The sequence below is a fragment of the Streptomyces sp. NBC_01241 genome, from assembly GCF_041435435.1.
Taxonomy (GTDB): Bacteria; Actinomycetota; Actinomycetes; order Streptomycetales; family Streptomycetaceae; genus Streptomyces.
Genome location: NZ_CP108494.1, coordinates 7,175,409 through 7,195,086, shown reverse-complemented (window position 1 = coordinate 7,195,086; position 19,678 = coordinate 7,175,409). Strand labels below are relative to the sequence as shown.

The 19,678-nt window shown below is 66.4% G+C and carries 26 protein-coding genes and 3 pseudogenes; 17 read left to right on the top strand and 12 right to left on the bottom strand.

All coding sequences use genetic code 11. The features are described 5' to 3' along the window. Positions 1-15: 15 nt before the first annotated feature. The 3 genes and pseudogenes from OG306_RS32555 (at position 16) to OG306_RS32545 (ending at position 2,135) form a co-directional block, all read left to right on the top strand. Positions 16-271 (top strand): annotated as a pseudogene (locus tag OG306_RS32555) (gas vesicle protein GvpG). Between the two features lie 7 nt (positions 272-278). Further along, on the top strand, positions 279-1,094 hold the full coding sequence (locus OG306_RS32550) for a histone protein (RefSeq protein ID WP_371665951.1): 816 nt from the start codon (positions 279-281) through the stop codon (positions 1,092-1,094). 6 nt (positions 1,095-1,100) lie between these two features. Further along, on the top strand, positions 1,101-2,135 hold the full coding sequence (locus OG306_RS32545) for an SRPBCC family protein (RefSeq protein ID WP_371665950.1): 1,035 nt from the start codon (positions 1,101-1,103) through the stop codon (positions 2,133-2,135). A 76-nt stretch (positions 2,136-2,211) separates the two neighbouring features. On the opposite strand, the gene OG306_RS32540 is transcribed toward OG306_RS32545, so the two are convergent. Together OG306_RS32540 and OG306_RS32535 are read right to left on the bottom strand one after the other, a co-directional pair. Next, entirely contained in the window at positions 2,212-2,454 is a 243-nt protein-coding gene (locus OG306_RS32540) for a hypothetical protein (RefSeq protein WP_266749782.1), read from the bottom strand. 338 nt (positions 2,455-2,792) lie between these two features. Beyond that, a pseudogene (locus OG306_RS32535) lies at positions 2,793-3,001 on the bottom strand (LysR family transcriptional regulator); the annotation flags it as partial. Between the two features lie 158 nt (positions 3,002-3,159). Here OG306_RS32535 and OG306_RS32530 point away from each other — a divergent pair. From OG306_RS32530 to OG306_RS32480, 11 genes and pseudogenes are all read left to right on the top strand, one after another. Further along, a complete protein-coding gene (locus OG306_RS32530; RefSeq protein WP_266749781.1) occupies positions 3,160-3,549 on the top strand; it encodes a VOC family protein in 390 nt (129 codons plus the stop codon). A gap of 372 nt (positions 3,550-3,921) precedes the next feature. Beyond that, positions 3,922-4,317: a gas vesicle protein gene (locus OG306_RS32525; protein ID WP_266749780.1), complete on the top strand. Its 396-nt coding sequence runs from the start codon at positions 3,922-3,924 to the stop codon at positions 4,315-4,317. Between the two features lie 87 nt (positions 4,318-4,404). Then, positions 4,405-4,869, top strand: a complete 465-nt coding sequence (locus OG306_RS32520) for a gas vesicle structural protein GvpA (RefSeq protein WP_266749778.1) — start codon at positions 4,405-4,407, stop codon at positions 4,867-4,869. 3 nt (positions 4,870-4,872) lie between these two features. Continuing rightward, a complete protein-coding gene (locus tag OG306_RS32515; RefSeq protein WP_371665949.1) occupies positions 4,873-5,586 on the top strand; it encodes a GvpL/GvpF family gas vesicle protein in 714 nt (237 codons plus the stop codon). Positions 5,587-5,595: 9 nt separating this feature from the next. After that, positions 5,596-5,847 (top strand): gas vesicle protein GvpG, encoded by a 252-nt coding sequence (locus OG306_RS32510; RefSeq protein ID WP_266749775.1) that lies wholly within the window; start codon positions 5,596-5,598, stop codon positions 5,845-5,847. Between the two features lie 82 nt (positions 5,848-5,929). Beyond that, on the top strand, positions 5,930-6,376 hold the full coding sequence (locus tag OG306_RS32505) for a gas vesicle protein (RefSeq protein ID WP_266749773.1): 447 nt from the start codon (positions 5,930-5,932) through the stop codon (positions 6,374-6,376). Further along, positions 6,373-7,187 (top strand): annotated as a pseudogene (locus tag OG306_RS32500) (GvpL/GvpF family gas vesicle protein). The gene OG306_RS32505 and the pseudogene OG306_RS32500 overlap by 4 nt, the downstream one beginning before the upstream one ends. Further along, the gene (locus OG306_RS32495) at positions 7,184-7,432 is read left to right on the top strand and encodes a gas vesicle protein (protein WP_266749772.1); all 249 of its coding nucleotides are present in this window, start codon (positions 7,184-7,186) and stop codon (positions 7,430-7,432) included. The pseudogene OG306_RS32500 and the gene OG306_RS32495 overlap by 4 nt, the downstream one beginning before the upstream one ends. Continuing rightward, positions 7,422-7,829, top strand: a complete 408-nt coding sequence (locus OG306_RS32490) for a gas vesicle protein K (protein ID WP_266749771.1) — start codon at positions 7,422-7,424, stop codon at positions 7,827-7,829. Before OG306_RS32495 ends, OG306_RS32490 begins: the two co-directional genes overlap by 11 nt. A gap of 16 nt (positions 7,830-7,845) precedes the next feature. After that, positions 7,846-8,019 carry a CsbD family protein gene (locus OG306_RS32485; RefSeq protein WP_266749769.1) on the top strand — a complete coding sequence of 58 codons (174 nt, stop codon included), beginning with the start codon at positions 7,846-7,848 and terminating at the stop codon, positions 8,017-8,019. Between the two features lie 439 nt (positions 8,020-8,458). Further along, positions 8,459-9,457, top strand: coding sequence for an iron-containing redox enzyme family protein (locus OG306_RS32480; RefSeq protein WP_371666289.1), 999 nt, complete (start codon positions 8,459-8,461; stop codon positions 9,455-9,457). Here OG306_RS32480 and OG306_RS32475 read toward each other — a convergent pair. From OG306_RS32475 to OG306_RS32455, 5 genes are all read right to left on the bottom strand, one after another. Beyond that, positions 9,437-9,622 (bottom strand): CDGSH iron-sulfur domain-containing protein, encoded by a 186-nt coding sequence (locus OG306_RS32475; protein WP_266749766.1) that lies wholly within the window; start codon positions 9,620-9,622, stop codon positions 9,437-9,439. The genes OG306_RS32480 and OG306_RS32475 overlap by 21 nt on opposite strands. Positions 9,623-9,680: 58 nt before the next feature. Continuing rightward, on the bottom strand, positions 9,681-10,343 hold the full coding sequence (locus OG306_RS32470) for a HemK2/MTQ2 family protein methyltransferase (RefSeq protein WP_266749764.1): 663 nt from the start codon (positions 10,341-10,343) through the stop codon (positions 9,681-9,683). 15 nt (positions 10,344-10,358) lie between these two features. Then, complete coding sequence (locus OG306_RS32465) at positions 10,359-11,324, bottom strand: LLM class F420-dependent oxidoreductase (RefSeq protein WP_266749762.1); 966 nt, start codon at positions 11,322-11,324, stop codon at positions 10,359-10,361. A 79-nt stretch (positions 11,325-11,403) separates the two neighbouring features. Beyond that, complete coding sequence (locus OG306_RS32460) at positions 11,404-11,679, bottom strand: DUF5133 domain-containing protein (RefSeq protein ID WP_266749760.1); 276 nt, start codon at positions 11,677-11,679, stop codon at positions 11,404-11,406. A 311-nt stretch (positions 11,680-11,990) separates the two neighbouring features. Next, positions 11,991-12,164, bottom strand: a complete 174-nt coding sequence (locus tag OG306_RS32455; protein ID WP_266749759.1) for a CsbD family protein — start codon at positions 12,162-12,164, stop codon at positions 11,991-11,993. A gap of 1,345 nt (positions 12,165-13,509) precedes the next feature. Here OG306_RS32455 and OG306_RS32450 point away from each other — a divergent pair. Both OG306_RS32450 and OG306_RS32445 read left to right on the top strand, forming a co-directional pair. Then, positions 13,510-13,767, top strand: a complete 258-nt coding sequence (locus OG306_RS32450; protein WP_353962451.1) for an HAD family hydrolase — start codon at positions 13,510-13,512, stop codon at positions 13,765-13,767. Further along, complete coding sequence (locus OG306_RS32445; RefSeq protein ID WP_353962467.1) at positions 13,728-14,366, top strand: hypothetical protein; 639 nt, start codon at positions 13,728-13,730, stop codon at positions 14,364-14,366. Before OG306_RS32450 ends, OG306_RS32445 begins: the two co-directional genes overlap by 40 nt. An 8-nt stretch (positions 14,367-14,374) precedes the next feature. Here OG306_RS32445 and OG306_RS32440 read toward each other — a convergent pair whose 3' ends face one another. After that, positions 14,375-14,680: a helix-turn-helix domain-containing protein gene (locus OG306_RS32440; RefSeq protein ID WP_266749758.1), complete on the bottom strand. Its 306-nt coding sequence runs from the start codon at positions 14,678-14,680 to the stop codon at positions 14,375-14,377. A 64-nt stretch (positions 14,681-14,744) separates the two neighbouring features. Between OG306_RS32440 and map the strand changes: the two genes are divergently transcribed. Then, complete coding sequence (gene map, locus OG306_RS32435; RefSeq protein ID WP_371665948.1) at positions 14,745-15,527, top strand: type I methionyl aminopeptidase; 783 nt, start codon at positions 14,745-14,747, stop codon at positions 15,525-15,527. A gap of 152 nt (positions 15,528-15,679) precedes the next feature. On the opposite strand, the gene OG306_RS32430 is transcribed toward map, so the two are convergent. The 4 genes from OG306_RS32430 to OG306_RS32415 form a co-directional block, all read right to left on the bottom strand. Next, positions 15,680-16,579: an IS3 family transposase gene (locus OG306_RS32430; protein ID WP_266749754.1), complete on the bottom strand. Its 900-nt coding sequence runs from the start codon at positions 16,577-16,579 to the stop codon at positions 15,680-15,682. Positions 16,580-16,750: 171 nt separating this feature from the next. Continuing rightward, a complete protein-coding gene (gene ltrA, locus OG306_RS32425; RefSeq protein WP_327259585.1) occupies positions 16,751-18,178 on the bottom strand; it encodes a group II intron reverse transcriptase/maturase in 1,428 nt (475 codons plus the stop codon). A gap of 582 nt (positions 18,179-18,760) precedes the next feature. Beyond that, entirely contained in the window at positions 18,761-19,063 is a 303-nt protein-coding gene (locus OG306_RS32420; protein ID WP_266749749.1) for a transposase, read from the bottom strand. A 49-nt stretch (positions 19,064-19,112) separates the two neighbouring features. Next, the gene (locus OG306_RS32415; RefSeq protein ID WP_323183984.1) at positions 19,113-19,571 is read right to left on the bottom strand and encodes a hypothetical protein; all 459 of its coding nucleotides are present in this window, start codon (positions 19,569-19,571) and stop codon (positions 19,113-19,115) included. Positions 19,572-19,678 lie beyond the last annotated feature (107 nt).

Below are 19,678 nucleotides of genomic sequence, written 5' to 3'. Positions count from 1 at the left end.
TGGTCAGAGTCTGACATGGGACTGATCACGGGACTGCTCACGCTCCCCAACGCACCGGTCCGCGGTGTGATCTGGGTGGCGGAGAAACTCAACGATGCTGCCGAGCGCGAGTTACACGCCCCAGGAGTGCACCGTGCCCAGCCGGCTGTACTGAACCGGGAACTTGAAGACAGAAATAGCAGCACGGAGGAGTTCGAACCGGGAAGAGGAAAGGCTGCTGGACCGGCTGCATGCTGCACACGTCGGCCCCGCACCGAACGATCGAAGGTGACGCCCTCATGGATGACACAGCCAAGGTGACCCTCGCGGCCGCAGTAGTGGGCGGCTATGTGCTGGGCCGGACGAAGAAGGGCCGGCTGGCGCTGACCATTGCGACATATCTGGCAGGGAGACGATTCGGCCTTGAACCCCGACAGCTTGCCGCCGAAGGGATGCGCAGACTCGGAGAGATTCCCCAGTTCGCCGAGCTGCAGGAGCAGCTGAAAGGGGAAGTCTTCGACGCGGGCCGTAAGGCAGTGGCTGCCGCCGCCGACCGGGGCATGAGTTCGCTGGCCGATGCCCTCAGCGACCGTACGGCCCGGCTCGGTGAGAAGCAGGATGAGGCAGAGGAAGAGGGGGACAAGGAAGAGTACGAGCCGGAAGAGGGAGGCGCAGAGTACGAGGAAGAGGAGGAACCGGAAGAGGAAGAGGAAGAGGAAGAGGAAGAGCCGGAGGCCGAGTACGAAGAGGGCCAGGCTGAGGAAGAGGAGGAACAGCCGGAAGAGGAATACGAGGAAGAGGAAGAGGAGGAAGAGAGGCAGCCGAAGCGGCGCCGCAGTCGCGCCCAGCCCAGAGGGGGCGCGGCACGCAAGAAGGCCGCTCCCGCCCACGGAGAGAAGCCTCGGACGGCCAAGAAGTCCGCCGCCCGGAAGACGGCCCCGCCAAAGAAGACGGCTGCGAAGAAAACTGCTCCGGCCAAGAAGTCCGCCGCCCGGAAGACGGCCCCGCCAAAGAAGACGGCTGCGAAGAAAACTGCTCCGGCCAAGAAGTCTGCCGCCCGGAAGGCGGCGTCGTCGAAGCGAGCAGCGTCCAAGCGCGCCGATCGTCGGAGGTAGCCAGTCATGACCAGGACGGAAACAGACCAGCCCACGGCACAAATGTCGGGTGCGGACCGGCTTCGCGAAGAGGCGTCCAACTTCCTCAGTGCACAGGTGGAGAGACTCGCCGAGAAAGCGGGCGACAAACTGACCGATGTCACTGGGCAGCTCACTGATGTGGCCGAGAGTGGATCGCTTCCCGCGATCGGCTCCCGTATTCTCCAGGGCGACTCCCCGCTGAAGGCATTCGTCGGGGAGAAAACCAAGGGCGTCAAGGACAAAGTCGTGGGGAAGGTCAAGGAAGCGTTCGGCGGCGGAAAGGGGAAACGCAAGTCGAGCGGCGGCAAGGTCATGAACATCATCGAGGTGCTCGATGTGGGAGTGCCCCTGCGTGTCGCGTACGACCACTGGACGCAGTACGACCAGTTCAGCAGCTTCGCGAAGGGCGTTCGCGACGTCTCGAAGAGCGATGAGATGTCCAGTGACTGGAAGGTCAAAGTCGGCCCTTCCTCGCGCAGCTTCAAAGCGACTGTCCAGGAACAGATTCCCGACGACCGCATCGTTTGGACGTCCGAGGGAGCCAAGGGAACTACCCGTGGTGCGGTTAGCTTCCATGAGCTGGCACCCAGCCTGACTCGAATCGCCCTGGTCGTGGAGTACTACCCGTCCGGGTTCTTCGAGAAGACGGGCAACCTGTGGCGCGCCCAAGGACGCCGAATGCGACTCGACTTCAAGCACTTTCAGCGATACGTCTCCCTCGCCCAGGAAGAGCCCGAGGGCTGGCGCGGTGAAATCCGGGACGGTGAAGTCGTCGTGTCCCACGAAGACGCCATGGAAGAAGAAGAGGCCGCCGAGCAGGAGGACGCACAAGGCGAGGAGTCCGAGGACGAGGACTACGAGAAGAGGCCCGAGGACTACGAGCACGAGGACGAAGACTACGAGGACGAGGACGAGGACGAAGACGAAGACGAAGACGAAGACGAAGACGAGGAAGAAGAAGGGGAAGAAGGAGACGAAGAGGACGTAACCCCCTCCAGGAAGCAAAGGCAACAGAGGTAACGCCGTGACTGACGTCGACTTCAGGCAGGGGGTCTACTCCGTTTCGGGGCCGCAGACCACCAATCCGTCGCGGACTTCACGGAAGATTTGGCTGGCCGGCGTCGTGGCAGCCCTCAGCGAACCGCTTGTAGATGTACGGCTTGAAGTCGTCCAGCAGCGTCCGGCGGGAGGTGACCTTGACCAGCAGATCGTCGACACTGATTCCACGCGACGGGCATCCATGGGAGAGGAGTTCGTGCACGGCCTGGTGCCGTTCGCGGATACCGGCGACGATGCGGCGCGGACGGCCGTTGACGTCCTTGGTTCCGTCCGGGGCCAAAGGTGGCTCCTCTTCGGAAGAGGCGGGCCCGTATCGGCGAACGCGGACCGAACGCATTTGCAGTGTCCTGGCACGGTCTTCTCCACAGCTACTGTCCGAGGTTGTTCCACAGGTGCCAGGCGTCCGCGACTTGGACGGTCTGCGGTGCCGCCGCGCGTGCGGCCTCGGCTTAGGTGGAACCACGGCCCTGGCAGATGACCTCCACCTCAGGATGGTCGGCGAGCCAGCGGGCTCTGGCGCGGATTCCCTGCCGGGCAGTACATCGATCGGTCGCCGGGCTTCGAGGTCCACAAGCAACGTCACGTACGTATGTCCGCGCAGCAGTGCGAATCGATCCGACGGTCAGATTGCCTCGTATCTTCGAACAGCCGGGCACTCAGTTCCTTCTCCAGCCGGGCCACTTGGTGGCTGATCGCGGACTGGACGACGTGGCACCGCTCGGCGGCGCGGGTGAACCTCGCGGTCTCCGCTACCGCGAGGACGTAGCGCATCTGCTGGAGATCTCCATTGATCCATCGTGAAACACGATGGATCGGATGACAAACATGCGTTGGACCAATGGATGCCTGCTCGGCGATGCTGAAGTCAAGGGCAGGCCACGGCAGTCAGCGAACAGCCACCGCCCCGGACCGGCGAGGCCCGGAGCCGCCGGCCCCGTCGTACCACCACCGGTGCCCCGGCCGACCCGACCCTGCGGAGACATCCATGCGCGTGATTGCCTTCGACCACCTCGTCCTGAACGTCGCCGACATCGAGCGCTCGCTCGCCTTCTACACCGGCCCGCTGGGGCTGCAACCGGTGCGGGTGGAGGAGTGGCGGGCCGGCAAGGTCTCCTTCCCGTCCGTGCGGGTGAGCCCCACCACCATCATCGACCTCGTCGAGGCGCCCGACGAGCGGCCGGAGGGCTCCAACGTCGACCACATCTGCCTGGTGGTCGAGCCGCTCGACTGGCAGCAGGTCATCGATTCCGACGTCTTCACGGTGCTGGACGGTCCTGGCGAGCGCTTCGGCGCCCAGGGCACCGCGGCCTCCCTCTATGTGCAGGACCCGGACGGCAACACCGTGGAACTGCGCTGGTACCTGCAGGACGCCTGAGGATCCCCACGGCAACCCATCGGACACCCTCGATCGTGACGAGGTAGAGGCGGCGTTCGAGCTCGACGGCGAGGTCACCGGCGCGGGCAGCCACTTGATCACGGAAGGGGTCACTTTTCATCGACCGATAGGGGGTCACGGTTCAAAGCACGCCGACAGTGCCCACCACCCCACCACTCACAGCGCTTCTTATGCGGCAGTGATGGTGCTATGCAGCCACTGGGGGGCTACGGCACGCGGTTAGGAGGCTGTGCCCGGCGCTGAAGCAATGTGCGAGCTCCGAGATGCGGTCAGCCCAGGCCGTATATCATGGAACGGCGTCTTGTGAAGGTGACGCGGGCATCATGTCGTCTCCGATTCCGGAGCGGGAACATGGCCGTAGGCGAAGAGGACGAGACAGGGCGCGTCCGGCGTCCGTCCAGCAAGAAGCCCGTCAAGAAGACCGCCAGGAATACCAGCACCGGACGGGCCAGCAGCCGCACGAGCGAAACGAAGCGTGCGGCCCGTCGGGTTTCGGCCCCGCGGGCCATGCGGTATGCGGCTGAGCAGCTCCAGGAGCTTTTGGGGCGAGCACCCGAGTCCGTCTCGGCGGTGAAGCCGACGGAGGGCGGCTGGCAGGCGGACGTGGAAGTTTTGGAGCTGGAACGTATCCCCGGTACTACCAGCGTGATGGCGAGTTACCGGGTGACGCTGGACGAGGAAGGCGAACTGCTGGCGTACGAGCGCACCCGCCGCTACACCCGAGGCCAGATCGACCCGCGTGGCTAGGGCCGGAACACCACTGCTGCACCGCTTGCCGGACGAACGGAAACGGCCTCGTCCGGAGCCGCGTGTGAGCTGCTGAAAGGAGGCACCATGACTATGGTGCCGCAGGGCGGAGGAACCATTTCCAGGGCTGGCGGGGGAAGGTCGGGGAACCTTTACGACATCCTCGAGCTGATTCTGGACCGCGGCCTGGTGATCGATGTCTTTGTACGTGTGTCCTTGGTGGGCATCGAGATTCTCAAGATCGATGCCCGCATCGTCGTGGCGAGCGTGGATACCTACCTGCGCTTCGCGGAGGCCTGCAACCGCCTCGACTTGGAGGAGGGTCGCAAGGCTCCGTCTCAGCTGACCGACCTGGTCGGCGAGGTGACCGAGGGCGGTGCGCATGGGAAAGCCAAGGGTGCTCTGAGTGGGGCCGCTGACGTGCTGACCGATGCCCTGACGGGAGGACATGACGACGAGGAGGCCGAGCAGTCAGAAAAGAGGCGCAAGGAGCCCGAGGAGAGGCGGGAGCGGCCGCGGCGTCGTCCTGCCGCCCGACGCCGCGAGGAGTGAACCATGGCCGTATACGTGCATTCCATTGTCTTGGCCACCCATCCTCAGCGCTTGGACAGCCTCCACGGGGTGGGGGATCCGCCTGCGACCCTCCGCACGGTGCGCACCGAAATGCTGTCCGCGGTCGTCAGCGACGCGCCCGAGGAACTGCGTCCCAAACGCCGAGACCTCAGCGCGCACCAGGCCGTCCAGGAACAGCTGATGGCCGACGGCACCGTTTTGCCGCTGCAGTTCGGCTTCACCACCGTGGACGACGACGCTGTACGAGCGGTCCTGGAGGACGGTACGGATAATTTCAGCGAACGCTTGCGGGCGCTGGAGGGCTGCGTGGAATACCACCTGAAGGCCACCCAGGACGAGGATGCGCTGTTGCGCCAAATCCTTCAGGAGTCCGACGAGGCGCGCGAACTCAACGAGGAGATCAGAAGCAGCCGCAGCAGCCCGGAACTGCCGCTCGCCCTCGGGGAGCTGGTCTCCCAGGAAGTGCAAGCGCGGCAGGATCGGCTCGCCGTCGCAGTCCTCGATGCGCTGCGCGGACTCGCGCGGGAAGAACGCTCGTCGCAGCCGACCGGGAACGACTTCCTGAATGTGTCCTTCCTTGTGGAGCGGGACAACGAGAAGACCTTCCTCGGCGCGGAACAGGACATCGCCAAGAAACTGGGCGAGGACTTCGACCTGCGGCTGGTCGGCCCGCTGCCCGCCTACAGCTTCGTCTAAGGAGTCCTCATGGGACTGCTGACTCAACTCGCGACGCTTCCGCTGGCGCCGGTGCGCGGCGTGGCCTGGGTCATGGAGCGCGTCGTCGAGGCCGCGGAGAACGAGTACTACGACCCGGCACCCGTCGAACGGGAACTCGCCGCACTCGAGCGAGCGCTCGTGGCGGGAGACATCGACGAGGAAACCTTCGACCGGCGCGAGGACGCACTGCTGGACCGGCTGGACGAGATCAGGGCCCATGTCCAGGGCACCGGTGCCTGATCGCGGCAGCCGGTGGAACGGGCGCATTGCCACGCGCTCCCGTCGAAGCTCGGGGACACCAGCGAATTGAGGTGCAGCGGCCGTGACCGAACCCGTCGCCAGGAGGCTGGGCGACCTCCCGTCCAGGTCCGCCCCGTACGGCCAGGGCTCCTCGGCCAATCTCGCCGACATCCTGGAGCGCGTCCTGGACAAAGGCATCGTCATCGCAGGCGATATCCAGATCAACCTCCTGGACATCGAGTTGCTTACCATCAAGCTGCGCCTTCTGGTCGCTTCGGTGGACAAAGCGAAGGAAATGGGCATTGACTGGTGGGAGCACGATCCCTCACTGTCGTCACGCGCGAACGACGGATACCGCTCACTCGCCGAGGAGAACAAACGGCTGCAGGCTGAAATCACGGCGCTGCGCGAGGACCGTGAGCTGCCACCGACCGAGGACGAGGAGAGCCGCGCTGCGGCTCGCCGCCGCACTTCACGCACCGAACGGGCAGGTTCCAGCCCCCGCAGCGAGAAGCGGGACAAGCCATGACCGAGGCCATCGCCTATGCGTACGCCGTAGCACGGGACGCCGACGGATCGCTGGAGGAAGCTCTGCCCGGGCTCCCTGGAGTGGCGGAGGCGCCGGTGCATCTCGTGCGTGTAGGACACAGCGACGATGTGGTGGTCGCCGTGAGCCCGGTATCCGAGCGTGACTTCCAGGAAGCCGCGCTGCGAGCGCATCTTGAGGACTTGGACTGGCTGGAGTCCGTCGCCCGCGCCCATCACCGTGTGATTGAGGCGTTGGCCGCCCGCACCGCCGTCCTGCCGCTTCGTCTGGCGACGGTATACCTCGACGACGAGCGGGTGCGACTCATGCTTCGGGCCCGCCACGAGGCGTTTGCCGGCAGACTGAAGGACCTGGCAGCGCAGGTGGAGTGGGGCGTCAAGATCTATGTCGAAGCGGCCGCTGAGACCGAGAGGCCAGCAGACCCACCCACAGATGCGGGTCTGAGCCCCGGGCGGGCCTACCTCAGCCAGCGAAGAGCACAGCGACACGCCCGCGAAGACGCCTATCGGGCGCCGAACAGGCAGCCGAGCGGGTCGAGGCCGCCGCCCGCGCTTATGCGGTTGATCGCGTCCAGCACCGGCCGCAGCAAGGCGAACTCGCCCGCGGGCCGGGAGAGAACGTCATCAACGACGCCTACCTTGTGTCGCTGCAACAGGCCGAAGACTTCCGCGCCGATGTCATGCAGGCCGCAGAAGGACTACCCGGGGTACGCGTCGAAGTCACCGGGCCGTGGGCCCCGTACTCCTTCGCCACCCTTGCCGAAGCCGAACCGCTGAAGAGGGCCACGCCGTGAGGGCGGCGAGCAGGCCGGAGGCCACGCCGGAGGAGCCGCTGCCGCAACGGCAGATCGCACTGATCGACCTGCTGGACCGGTTGCTCAGCGGAGGCGTGGTCCTCACCGGTGACGTCGTGCTCTCCATCGCCGATATCGACCTCGTACGCATATCGCTGCGCGCGCTGATCGTCTCCATCAGCGAACAGAATCCTTCCCCGTGGCATGCCATTTCAGCACCCGTAGGAGTCGACCATGACCGGTGAGGACCGTCCGTCCGGAAACCGCCTCGCCGAGGTCGCCGATGCCGCCGCCCGCGCCTTCCGCATGCTGCCCGCAGTGCCGCAGGACATCCTGCCCCGGGGCGGCGCGGAGGTGCGAAGGCCGGCCCACCGGATCACTACCGACCCGGACACGGTGGAACGGGACCTGATCAAACTCGTACTCACACTCGTCGAGCTGCTGCGACAGCTCATGGAACGCCAGGCCCTTCAGCGGGTCGACGCAGGAGACCTCACTGAGGAACAGGAGGAGCGTCTGGGAGCAACTCTGATGATTCTGCACAGTCGTATGATTGAACTCTGCGCTCGATACGACCTTTCCATGCAAGATCTCAATTTGGATCTCGGACCTCTCGGAACGCTGCTGCCACCACCCGAATGATCCCAGGGAGCACGACATGGGTATCGGAAAGAAGTCCAAGAACATCGGCAAAATAGCGGAGGGGAAAACCAAGGAAACGGCCGGGAAGGTCGTGGGCAACGAAAGCCTGGAGGGAAAGGGGAGGGCCCAAAAGATGAAGGGCAAAGTGAAGCAGGCAGTGGAGAAGGGCAAGGACACCTTCAAGCACTGAAAGAAGGACATGCAGTGACGGCCCCGCCGCCGCACTCCGAATAAGGGGGGCTGGCGTCCAGAGCACCCAGTGCCGGCTCGCTGCAAATCGACCCAACTGGCGGCGGGGCAGTGCGCGCTCGGTGTACGAGGCGCTGAACAGGGCGTTTGTGTGCGCTCACTTCATGCATGTCCGGGTGAACCGGATATGCGACGGGCCGTTAAAATGTGCCTGGTGAACGTCTCCGTAATAACTGACCGCCCGTTCCTCCAAACGCCGACGGGTACGGGAAATCACACGACCGCCAGAGTCTTCGTTGTGGGCTACTCCGAGTCCAAAGCCCTGGCGAAGCTCTCCGCCCTACTCGATACGGAAATCCTGGTTGTGAGCGAGCCTGATTCCGATGTGGACGAGACGGAACGCGGAGCTGGGAGCCTCGTCGCAAGGGCGATGGAGACGAATACCAAGGAAGGGAAGCACCGTGCAGCTCCCGGAAACCCGGGGCGAGGTGTCTGCCGCCCTGATCGAGGCGCTCGGCCGGGAACCGGGTCGGCGCAGGCTGCCGGACACGTCCCTGGTGGCGGGTGGCGACCCGTACGGCGACGACCTCCAGCTCGCCCTGTACGTCTGCTATGAGTTGCACTACCGCGGCTTCGACGGTGTGGACGGTGCCTGGGAGTGGGATCCGGAACTGCTCAGGGTGCGTGCCGAGCTGGAGCGGGAGTTCTTGGCGGTTCTGCGCGCTGACGTGCCGGTGGCTAAGGATGTCGGCAGCGCGCTGGACGAACTCGTTCTGGAGCCGGTGGACGCCGATGGCGTGTCGTACTTCCTGCGGGACGAGGGCGAGCTGTGGCATCTGCGCGAGTACGCCGCCCACCGCTCGCTTTACCACCTCAAGGAGGCCGATCCGCACGTGTGGGTGCTCCCGCGCCTGACGGGCCGGGCCAAGGCAGGAATGGCCACTGTGGAGTACGACGAATTCGGTACGGGACGAGCGGAACAGGTCCACGCGCAGTTGTTCGCCAATCTGATGGCGGACCTCCAGTTGGACACCTCGTACGGGCGCTACCTCGACGCTGGCTCGCGGCAGATGCTCGCGACCGTCAACCTCATGTCGCTCTTTGGACTCCACCGCTCACACCGTGGTGCGCTGGTCGGTCACTTCGCCTCAGTGGAGATCACCTCATCACCGGGGTCCAGGCGCCTCGCTGAGGCGTTGGAGCGAGTCGGTGCCGGGTCTGCGGCGGTCCACTTCTATGCGGAGCATGTGGAGGCCGACGCCGTGCATGAGCAACTCATGCGGCATGAGGTCGTCGCCGGTCTGCTCCAGGAGGAGCCGGATCTGGCACCAGACGTCACTTTCGGTATCGCGGCCACCGGATGGTTGGAGGACCGGTTCGGGGAGCAGTTGCTCGGCGCCTGGCGGCACGGCGAGTCATCACTCCGTGTGCCGCTCTGAGACCGGCGATGGGGCTTTCTTCGGCTTCTTCCGGCCGCGGTGGCTCGTGTCGCACCAAGGGAAGATGCGGCTCCGCCGGCAGGTACACAGTGCGACAACCGGACGGTCCGAGCGGGCAAGGGTGCCGTCCTCCTGGACCACTTCAACGGGCCCTTCCACGAGCATGGGTCCGCCCGGCTCCTGCATGACGCGCCGTGCAGCTGCCCGAGGTGTGGTCTCCGGTTCAGTACGGCTGTTCTGCACGGATCACCACCAGTTCCTCTTTCTCCTGGCCGGGCTCGATCAGGCCCTGCATCTCCAGCCAGTCGGCCCGTTCGCGCAGGACAGGCCCGAAGGGAACGAGCCGGCGGTCGGTCACGGTGACGTCCAGTCCGGCTTCAGCCAGCCGCGCTACGGTGATCGCTGGGCCGCTCAGCGCGGAGTGGACCGCGAGCAGCACGCCCCCCGGGCGCAGCAGAGCGGGGACCTTCGCGCAGAGCCGGTCGATCACCGCCCGGCCGTCGATCCCCGCCTCCCAGGCGCGAGCAGTACCGTGACGGGGCATGCGGATGTTCGCGGACGGTACGTACGGCGGGTTCGCCAGCACCAGGTCGAACCTCAGGCCGGTCACGGGCTCCGTCAGGTCGCCGCGGCTGGCCCGGATGGCCCGCGTGTGCCCGGACAGCAGCGCGTTCAGTCGTGTTGTGAGCACCGCCGCGGCCGACGTGTCGATGGCGATCACGTGGGCAGCGCCGTGGCGGGCGGCGGCGATCGCCACCGCGCCGGTACCGGTACCCACGTCGAGTGCCTCCGCTCCGGGTGACAGACGTTCGCGCCGCAGAGCGGATATCAGCATGGCTGTGTCTTCCTGTGGCGCGTAGACACCCGGAGGCTGGAGAAACTTCACTGCCGCGACCTGCTCTCAGAGATCGTGAAGGGCGGGCAGCAGGGCCTTCTCCGCCCAGTCGAGGAAGGGCCGCTGATGGTCACCTCCGACCTGGACCAGGGCGACCTCCGTGAAGCCCGCCTCGGCGTAGGGACGCACTGCCTCGACAAAGGTGCCGAGGTCGTCACCGCACGGGATGGAATCCGCGATGTCGTCCGGGCGTACGAACTGGGAGGCCCCGGCGAATCCGGCCGGCCCGGGCAGTTCTGCGTTGACCTTCCAGCTGCCGACCGACCAGCGGAACTGGTCGTGCGCCCGTGCGACCGCCGCATCGCGGTCTGTGTCGTAGCAGACGGGCAGCTGGCCGACCCGCGGCTTTCCCATACCGCCGTGCCGGTCGAAAGCGCCCAGCAGGTCGCTCTTGGGCTCGGTGGCAATGACGAGATCGCCGAGCCGGCCGGCGATCTCGCACGATCGCTCCCCCGACACCGCGATCCCGATCTCAGGCAGCTCGTCCGGCAGGTCCCAGAGCTTGGCATTCTCCACGTCGAAATGTGTGCCGTGATGGCTCACATCACGGCCACCGAAGAGCGCTCGAATCACTTCCACGGCCTCTTCCAGCATCTCCAAACGAACGTGGGCGGCGGGCCAGCCAGCGCCCACCACATGCTCGTTGAGGTTCTCGCCGGAGCCGAGACCGAGTCGGAACCGCCCCTGGGAGAGCAGCTGCATCGTCGCGGCCTTCTGAGCGACCACCGCAGGGTGGTATCGCACGGTCGGGCATGTCACGTACGTCATCAACGGGATCCTCGACGTGGCCTGTGCGGCCGCGCCGAGCACGCTCCATGCGTACGGGGCGTGCCCCTGGGAGTCCAGCCACGGAAAGAAGTGGTCCGAAGTGACGGAGAAGTCGAAGCCGGCGCGTTCGGCGCCCACCGCGTGCTCGACGAGCTCACGCGGACCGGCCTGCTCGGTCATCATCGTGTATCCGACCAGCACCATGGAACACTCCTTGCCGAGCCTTCGGCTCCGAACACGAGCTGTCCGGCTCCGGGGCACACGGGTCATCTGACGAGGCCGCTCACCTCGGGCCCGAGAAAACACGAGACTGTTTTCCGCCGTCCCGCGTCATCACATCGGCAGCCGGCACCACCGATCGGGCCCACCCGAGGTAGAACTCGGCTTCTGTAATCGCATCACGGGTGGTGCGCTGCCCCATGAGCACACACAAGGTGTACGCGACATCCTCAAGGTGCCGGCGGCTAGCCAGATCGTGCGGCTCTGCCAGGACGACGACCTCCCACGCGCGATAGCGCCGCAGCAGCGAATCGACCAGGGACTTGTCCGGGAGCAACATCGCGGCTCCTTAGGCTGAGTGGCGGCGCACGCGCGTGAGGGCGACAACACCACTCCGCGCAAGTAGGTAACCCCGAGTCGATGCGGCGGCGCTTGCCTCAACGGGAGGAAGGATGAACACCGGGGGCAATCAGCCTCGGCGACCCGGCGTTGCAATCACCCGGCGCTCGCATTCGCCGAACGTCAGCGAACTTTCACCGAGCAACGAAACCTGACGCCTGGTGCCAGCCGCGCGGCCGACACCAGGCCGGGCCCCGGCGGCCGTGAAACCCGGATGCGGTCGCCCCGGGTTCGCGGCCCACAACGCAGGTCCTACTGTCCGGACTTCTTCAGCCGCTCAGCCGCCTTTGCCGCGGTCTCCTGGGCCTTGCCCGTCATTTGCTCGCCACGGCCCTCTGCCTGCATGCCCTTGTCGTCCATGGCATCGCCGACGGTTTCCTTCAGCTTGCCCTTGACCTGCTTGGCCTTCGCCTTTGCCTTACCCATGACGATTCCGTCCTTCACTGTCGGGGGCTGACGTATCCACCTTGCGTCGATCACTCTGAGGCCGCAATCGGTGAGGTGTCGCGCTCACGAGCAACCGGAAAGAAGGGCCGCGGGAGCGACACTCTCCGGTCAGTCGGGCGGCTCGGAGACCGGGCGGGAACCGGGACCCGGCGCCGGGGACGGCTCCGCGTCCGGCTGGGGCTCGGGTTCGCCGGGACCTGGTTCGGACGGCGGCTGCGGGTCGTGTGGCACCGGATCCGGCCGACTGGGGACTGGCCCGGGACCCTCGGGGGAAGGTTCTGTGGTCATTGTTCTCGTCCTTTCTCGCGTCGCTGCTTCGCACCACCCCAGCGGACCAACCGTAAGTTGAGCGAGGTCGCTCGAAAACGGTCCGTGGCAACGGGGCAGGGTCCTGGCGCCGTAGTCGGCATCGCACGCGGGGATAGAGACCGTCAGCAAAGGAACTGGGCAGCCATCTGAAAATCGGACACGAGGCCCTCACTTGGCCACGACGGTGCGCCCCTCGCCCGCAGCGCGGCCGAGGGATGCACTGTGGCAAGAACACCGGTGATGCTCCTGGCTGCTCGCCCCTTCGTCCTGCACGGTGGCGGGGATGCCCCAGTGCGGCAGCGAGAGCAGGGCGCCGCGCTTTGAAGGAGCTGCGCATCAACGACTGCATGCGTCGGTCTTCGTCACGGGCGTCGAACGCGTCCTCCCCCCACCATGCTTCCACCGTGCCCCGAATTTCGCCCGGTGCGCTGACTGTGTCCGCTCAAGCTGCCGTCGGCAATCGCTACGGCGAACGCATCTGGAAGCGTCGTCGCCGTTGGCCGCGGTCACCACTCCGTACCGAGCGGCGGGTTCGCCTCCCGCCGCATCCGGGTCGGTGACCCCAGCGTGCAGGAGATCGCCCAGGGCGGCCGATGCCTCCACCGGCAACCAACGATGGGCTTGCGGTGCCGCACGCGTCGCGGACGAACCTCCGGACCGGATCGTCGGTGAAACGCCTCCGTCGAACAGCACCACCGCGTCGTACAGGACAGCGGCGACCATAGCAGCGCGTGGTCGACCTGAATGCTGTCTCCCTGACTGGTGCTGACCGTACCGTCCTGCGAAACGGTCCGTCTCCCCGGTTGCTCTCGAAGCTCAAGGCGGGAGACGGCGTCGGAGTGTCGGCCGTGTCTGGCCTCGGTACTGAGTGCGGACGGCGTTCTCTCCGAAGCCTCTTATGCCTGCTCAGCGCATGGGCGGAGGAACAACACAGTGGCGGCTGCGGCCTACTCCGCACTGTGCTCGGTGAGCTGGCCGGAGGCAGGAGATCTCCTCCACAGGCGGTACCCCGCTTGTGGTGGCGGTCCACCACTCCGGTGAGCCCGCCCGGGTCCTGGAGGTCGCCCAGCTGAAGGACGTGGTCAAGCACGGGATCAGAGAGCGGTTCGAGGACTTGCGCCTCATGGGCATCAAAACCGTCATGGTCACGGGTGACAACCCCCTGATGGCCCGGGCCATCGCGCAGGAGGCGGGGTCGACGACTTCCTCGCCGAGGCCACGCCCGAGGATGAGATGGCCCTCATCAGGCGGGAGCAGGTCGGTGGCAAGCTGATCGCGATGACCGGCGACGCGCCCGCCCTGGCCCAGGCCGATGTGGGCGTGGCCATGAACACCGGAACCTCGGCCGCCAAGGAGGCCGGGAACATGGTCGACCTGGACTCCAACCCCACCAAACTGATCGAGATCGTCGAGATCGGCAAGCAGCTGCTCATCACCCGCGGCGCGCTGACCACCTTCTCCATCGCCAACGATGTCGCGAAATACTTCGCGATCATCCCGGCCATGTTCGCCTCGGTCTACCGGGCCTGCAGCACCTCAACATCATGGCCCTGCACAGCCCACCTCGGCGATCATCTTCAACGCGCTGATCATCGTGGGCCTGATTCCACTGGCCCTGCGCGGCGTGCGCTACAAGCCATCCCGGTGCGATGCCGTCGCCGTCGCCGACACCAGCCACCACACGGTCCGGCGCCCCCGCCGCGCCGCCGACCGCTACCGGCGCTGTGGTGCGCAGCAGCGACAGCACCTCCTGAACGTCGCGGCGCAGGTCTTCGAGCCCGCCGTGTGCACCCAGCCCGTACCCGCCTTCACCCGACGACCCCGCACTTACTGCACCACTTGGTGCGCCCGCCGCGCCCGCTGCCCCTCTGAGCGCGGCCCTACGAAACCAGCGATGCATGCCGTGCGACAGACAGCACCGACTGATCCTCGATGGTGCGCTCCGGCTGGCTGATCTCGGCCCAGACCGCGTCGAGAGACAGGCCCAGGGTGTCGGCGATCGCTGCGATGGTCGGGAAGGCGGGGGTGGCCACACGGCCGGATTCGATCTTCCGAAGAGTCTCCGGCGAAATGTGCGAAGCGAGTGCCACGTCGAGCATCGAGCGGCAGCCCCGGGCTCGGCGGAGCACGGCGCCGAGGCGCTGTCCGCGTTCTACCTCGGCGAGGGTGAGCGGCAACCTGACCATGCCCCCATTCTAATACCGGTACAGTTAGACCGGGATAGTTATTGGACGTACGTGAGAGGCCCCCATGATTGAGATCCTGAACTCCGCGCAGCTTGAGCGGGCGAGGGGCACCGGCACCCTGGTCGGAGACATCCTGCACACGCTGAAGCAGCGCAGCACGGTCGGGACGAACCTGCTGGACATCGACCAGTGGGCCAAGGAGATGATCACCGAGGCAGGAGCGCAGTCCTGCTACGTCGACTACGCGCCTTCCTTCGGGCGCGGCCCGTTCGGTCACTACATCTGCACGGCCGTCAACGACGGCGTGCTCCACGGGCGGCCCCACAACTACACGCTGGCCGACGGGGACCTGCTGACCCTCGACCTGGCCGTCGCCAGGGGCAGGGTGGCCGCGGACGCCGCGATCAGCTTCCTGGTGGGCAAGGCCAGGCCCACGGAGAGCGTCGCGATGATCGAGACGACCGAACGGGCGCTCGCCGCCGGCATCGCCGCCGCAAAGCCGGGGGCACGCATCGGCGACCTCTCCCACGCCATCGGCACGGTCCTCAGTGAGGCGGGCTACCCGATCAACACCGAGTTCGGAGGCCATGGCATCGGCTCGACCATGCACCAGGACCCGCACGTCGCGAACACCGGACGGCCCGGCCGCGGATACAAGCTGCGCCCCGGCCTGCTGCTCGCCCTGGAGCCCTGGGTCATGGCCGACACCGCCACGCTCGTCACCGACGCCGACGGCTGGACGCTGCGCAGCGCAACGGGCTGCCGGACCGCACACAGCGAGCGCACCATCGCCATCACCGACGACGGAGTCGAAATCCTCACCCTGCCCTCGCAGGCACGGCCGTAAGAGAGCCCACCCCGCTGCCCCTACGGCACGCAGAGGACGGGCTCCTTGCTCGCGCGTGGGTTACTGCTCTGGCCGGAGGCCCAGCATGCAGAACACCTTGTCGAAGCGGAGCGTGCCGACGGTGTCAATCCCCTGATTTCGTAGAGACCTTGTTATGCAACTTGGCCCTGATGGTGGGTGTGGTTGCGTGCTTCTTGGATGGTGTTCTCGAACGTGACGGGCGGCTGCCCGCCGGCGGCGCTGTGGCGCCTCCTCGTGTTGTAGAAGTCGGTGATCCAGGTCGCGGTCTTGATCCTGGCCTCGGCCCGGGTGTCGAAGCGGTGCCGGTGGACGTACTCGACCTTCAGCACAGAGTGGAACGACTCCGCGGCGGCGTTGTCCAGCGCCGACCCCACGCGCCCCATCGACTGCACGACACCCCGCCGGCCGCAGAGCTGCTGGAACGCCGCACTGGTGTATTCCGAGCCGCGGTCCGAATGAAAGATCACGCCGTCCACCTCGCCACCCCGGGTGGCGATCGCCATCTGCAGTGCGGCGCTGACCAGGGAGGTGTCGTGCCGGGAACCCATGGCGTAACCGAGTGCCCGGCGGGAGAACGCGTCGTGGACGGAGGCAAGGTAGAGCTTGCCCTCGCCGGTGTCGATCTCGGTCATGTCGCCCCACCACAGCACGTCCGGAGCGATGGCGTCGAACCCGCGTCGCACCAGGTCAGGAGAGGCTTTCCGTTTGCCCTGCCGCGTCAGCGACTTGCGTCGACGCGGCGGCCTGCGGCCCTGGAGGCCGAGCTCGGCCATGATGTCGGCGACGGTGTTCCGCGACACCTGCCAGCCCTCCTCCCACAGATCCAGCGTGATCCTCGGCGAGCCGTACGTCCTGCCCGACCGGTCGAAGAAATACCGGATCCTCTCCGCCAGCTCGGCCCGTCTCACCTCGCGTTTCGTCGGCCGGTCAGGGCGCCATTGCCACTTGTAGAACCACGCCTCCGACACCCCCAGAGCACGGCACGAGACGCGATACGGAATGTTGCACTCGGTCTTCTGGTCGCTGATCACCCCGACGACAGCCGTCGGGTCCGCCGCAGCTACTTCACCCAGATGAGTAGGGTCGGCCCGAGGCGCGGTGCTGGCCTTGCGACCAGCCCGTTTCCCCGGGCCGCCCTCCGCACCCGCCGTGCCCGTTCCCGAGCAACGGGCGCTCCACAAGCCCCGGTTGGGCGGTGTTTTTCAGCCGGTGCTGGGCCACGGGGCGGGGATCTTCATCCCTCGGTAGAGGTAGCGGATGGTCTTCACCCTGGCGGGGTCGAACAGCCGCACCTCGTCCGTGACGGGCCACCAGCGGCCACCGCAGTAGCGGCGGCGCAGGTCCTTCCAGGTGCTCCGGCGGAACTTTCTTCGCAGCCATTTGATGACCCGCTGCCAGACGAAATGGCGCAGGTATCGGAAGGTGGCGTGCGAGACACCGAAGCGGAAGTAGGCCGTCCAGCCCCGCAGCACCCGGTTGAGGCGGTGCAGCAGGACTTCCAGCGGCAGATTGGTGTCCTGTCGGCATACGTTGCGCACCTTGTCCTTGACCGACGCGAGCGCCTTCTTGGACGGGTAGGTGTAGACGTAGTGCCGGTTGGTGCCCTTCTTCCGGTGGCGCTGGAGGCGCCAGCCGAGGAAGTCCAGGCCCTCGTCGATGTGCGTGATCTTCGTCTTCTCCGGTGACAGGCGCAGGCCCATCGGGAAGAGGACCTCAGCTACCCAGTCACGGATGGCTATCGCATCCTCGCGGGTCCCGGCGACGAGCACGAGAAAGTCGTCCGCGTACCGGCAGATCCGGTAGTTGGGCTTGCCCGTTGCCCGCCGGTGGGCCCTGCGGCTGCGGGTGGCTCCTGGTCCTCCCGGTCCCGCCGCGATCGCCTCGTCCAACACGGACAGGGCGATGTTGGAGATCACGGGCGACAAGATCCCGCCTTGCGGTGCACCGGCCCTGGACTCCTTCAGGCCGGACTCCTCGGTGAGGATCCCGGCCTTGAGGAACGCCTTCACCAGATCCATCACGCGCTTGTCCCCGACCCGGGCCCGCATCCGTTGCAGGACGGGTGCATGCCCGATGTTGTCGAAACACGCCTCGATGTCGCCCTCAACCACCCACTCATAGGAGCGGGAGGCCAAGTAGTGACTCTCGGCGATCGCGTCATGAGCCCGGCGCTTGGGGCGGAACCCGTAGGAACACGGGAGGAAATCCGCCTCGAAGATCGGCTCCAGAACCAGTTTCAAGGAAGCCTGGACCACCCGGTCACGGATCGTGTTGATCCCCAGATAGCGGACCTTGCCGCCAGCCTTGGGAATCCCACGCTGCCGCACCGGCAAGGGCCGGAAGGTGCGGGTCTTCAACTCCGCCCGCAGCTCCGTAAGGAAGCCCTCCAGCCCACGCACGTCCTCAACGTAGTGGGCGGTCACGCCGTCCACTCCAGCCGTGCGCGCACCCTTGTTGCTCCGCACCCGCATCCACCCTGCAAGCAGGAAGGCCGGGTCACAGACGAGGTTGAACAGGTCATCAAACCGGCGAAGAGGATCCTCCGCCGCCCAACGGTGCAGCTTGGCCTGGATCTTCAGTACCCGGCGTTCGGCCACATACGCGACGTCCTCCAGCTCGTCGGTATTCACCAACGACCTCCTGACATTCCAGCTTCCGCACTGCCGACTTGCTGGCCCCCTTCGCCATGTACGCGCCTTTCGCGCGCTCGGACTACTACGGGGCCTCCGCCCCACCACGAGACCATCAGCCGGCGACGGGCCTGCCCCCACTCCCGGCCTGGAAGGACGGTGCCTGGGCGGTCTAGGATGGTTCCCACGTTCCCTGTGTGCCGATCGGCCAGGATGGGTGCCCTGCTTTGCCCCGACAGCCTCGCCGTGCCTACGCCGCAGTCCTTCGGCACGGCCCCCGGACCCGAAGACATCTCGGGCTCCGGAGTCGGCGGCCCGCATGTAGGGCAGCCGCGTACTGCATCCCGGCCCAGATCCACCAGGTTGGAGCCGGTACAACGCTTACGGAGCTTTAACCGCAGGTTCCTCACGTACACCTTCTGGCCTCGCTTGCCGGACCCGCACCGTCTGGCAGTACCGGCGCGTCCCGTCGTTGTCGGGGCTGCTTCCCGCCCTTCCCGGCATCCCCCGGGTCGGACTGCCCCCAGCTTCTACCGAACCGCTGCGACGGCCCGGCGGTGGTGGTCTTGCACCACCACTCGGTCACACAGAACTTCGTGGCGCACCCATGCAGCGTTTGAGGACATCACGCTCCATGACCAGCTCCTTGTTGTCCTTCCGCAGCTGGGCGTTCTCCCGCCGCAACCGGACCAGTTCCTCGCTCTCCACCGCCTGGCCGGCCCCGGCCCCGCCGACCCTGCGGGCCCGCGAGACCCAGCTCGCCAGCGTCGTCTCGTTGATCCCCAAATCCTTCGCGACCTGCCCGACCGGCTTCCCGGTCTCGGTCACGATCCGCACAGCCCCCTCACGGAACTCCGCGTCGAACTTCCGCCTCTTCTCCGCCATGACTCCCAACTTCCCCTGCAGTCACGGTCTCTACGCTACGAGGGAAGACTCAGATCTGGATGCCCCGGTTCCGGGCCTCGACAGTCAGCGATGCGCTGTTCTTGAGTCGGCCGTCTTCTGGGGAGTGCCGCAGTTCGGCGGTGATCCCACGCGCGCAGAAAACCGCGTCGTTTTCGGCGAACCATGTCGTGAGCGTGTCCGGGAGGTTAGGCAGTCGACGGCCGTTCCCGACTGTGGGGTAGGACATCTGGAAGGCGAGACGTTCATCAGCCTGGTCACCGATACGCGCGAGCACGCTGTCCAGGTCGAGGAACTCCTCCCAGACCGTCCTTCCGCTCGCCACCGCGAGCCTGGCGACGACAAGGTCTTCGAGTTCGGTGACCCGTTTGTTCTTCCAGATCTTGTCGGCCAGGCTGACCAGGAGGTCTTCCATCCCGGCCTCCTCAGCGGTCCAGGCGGCGTGTGTTCCGGCGAAGCGTGCCATGGCGGAGTCGATGCCTCGGGTCATAAGTAGCTCACGGCCGGCTTCTGCGTGCTGTGCGCCGGGAGCAGTCGCGGAGCGTCACCTCGGTGTTCGATTGTGAGGGGCGGGGTCGTGTGAGACCGCGTACGCCT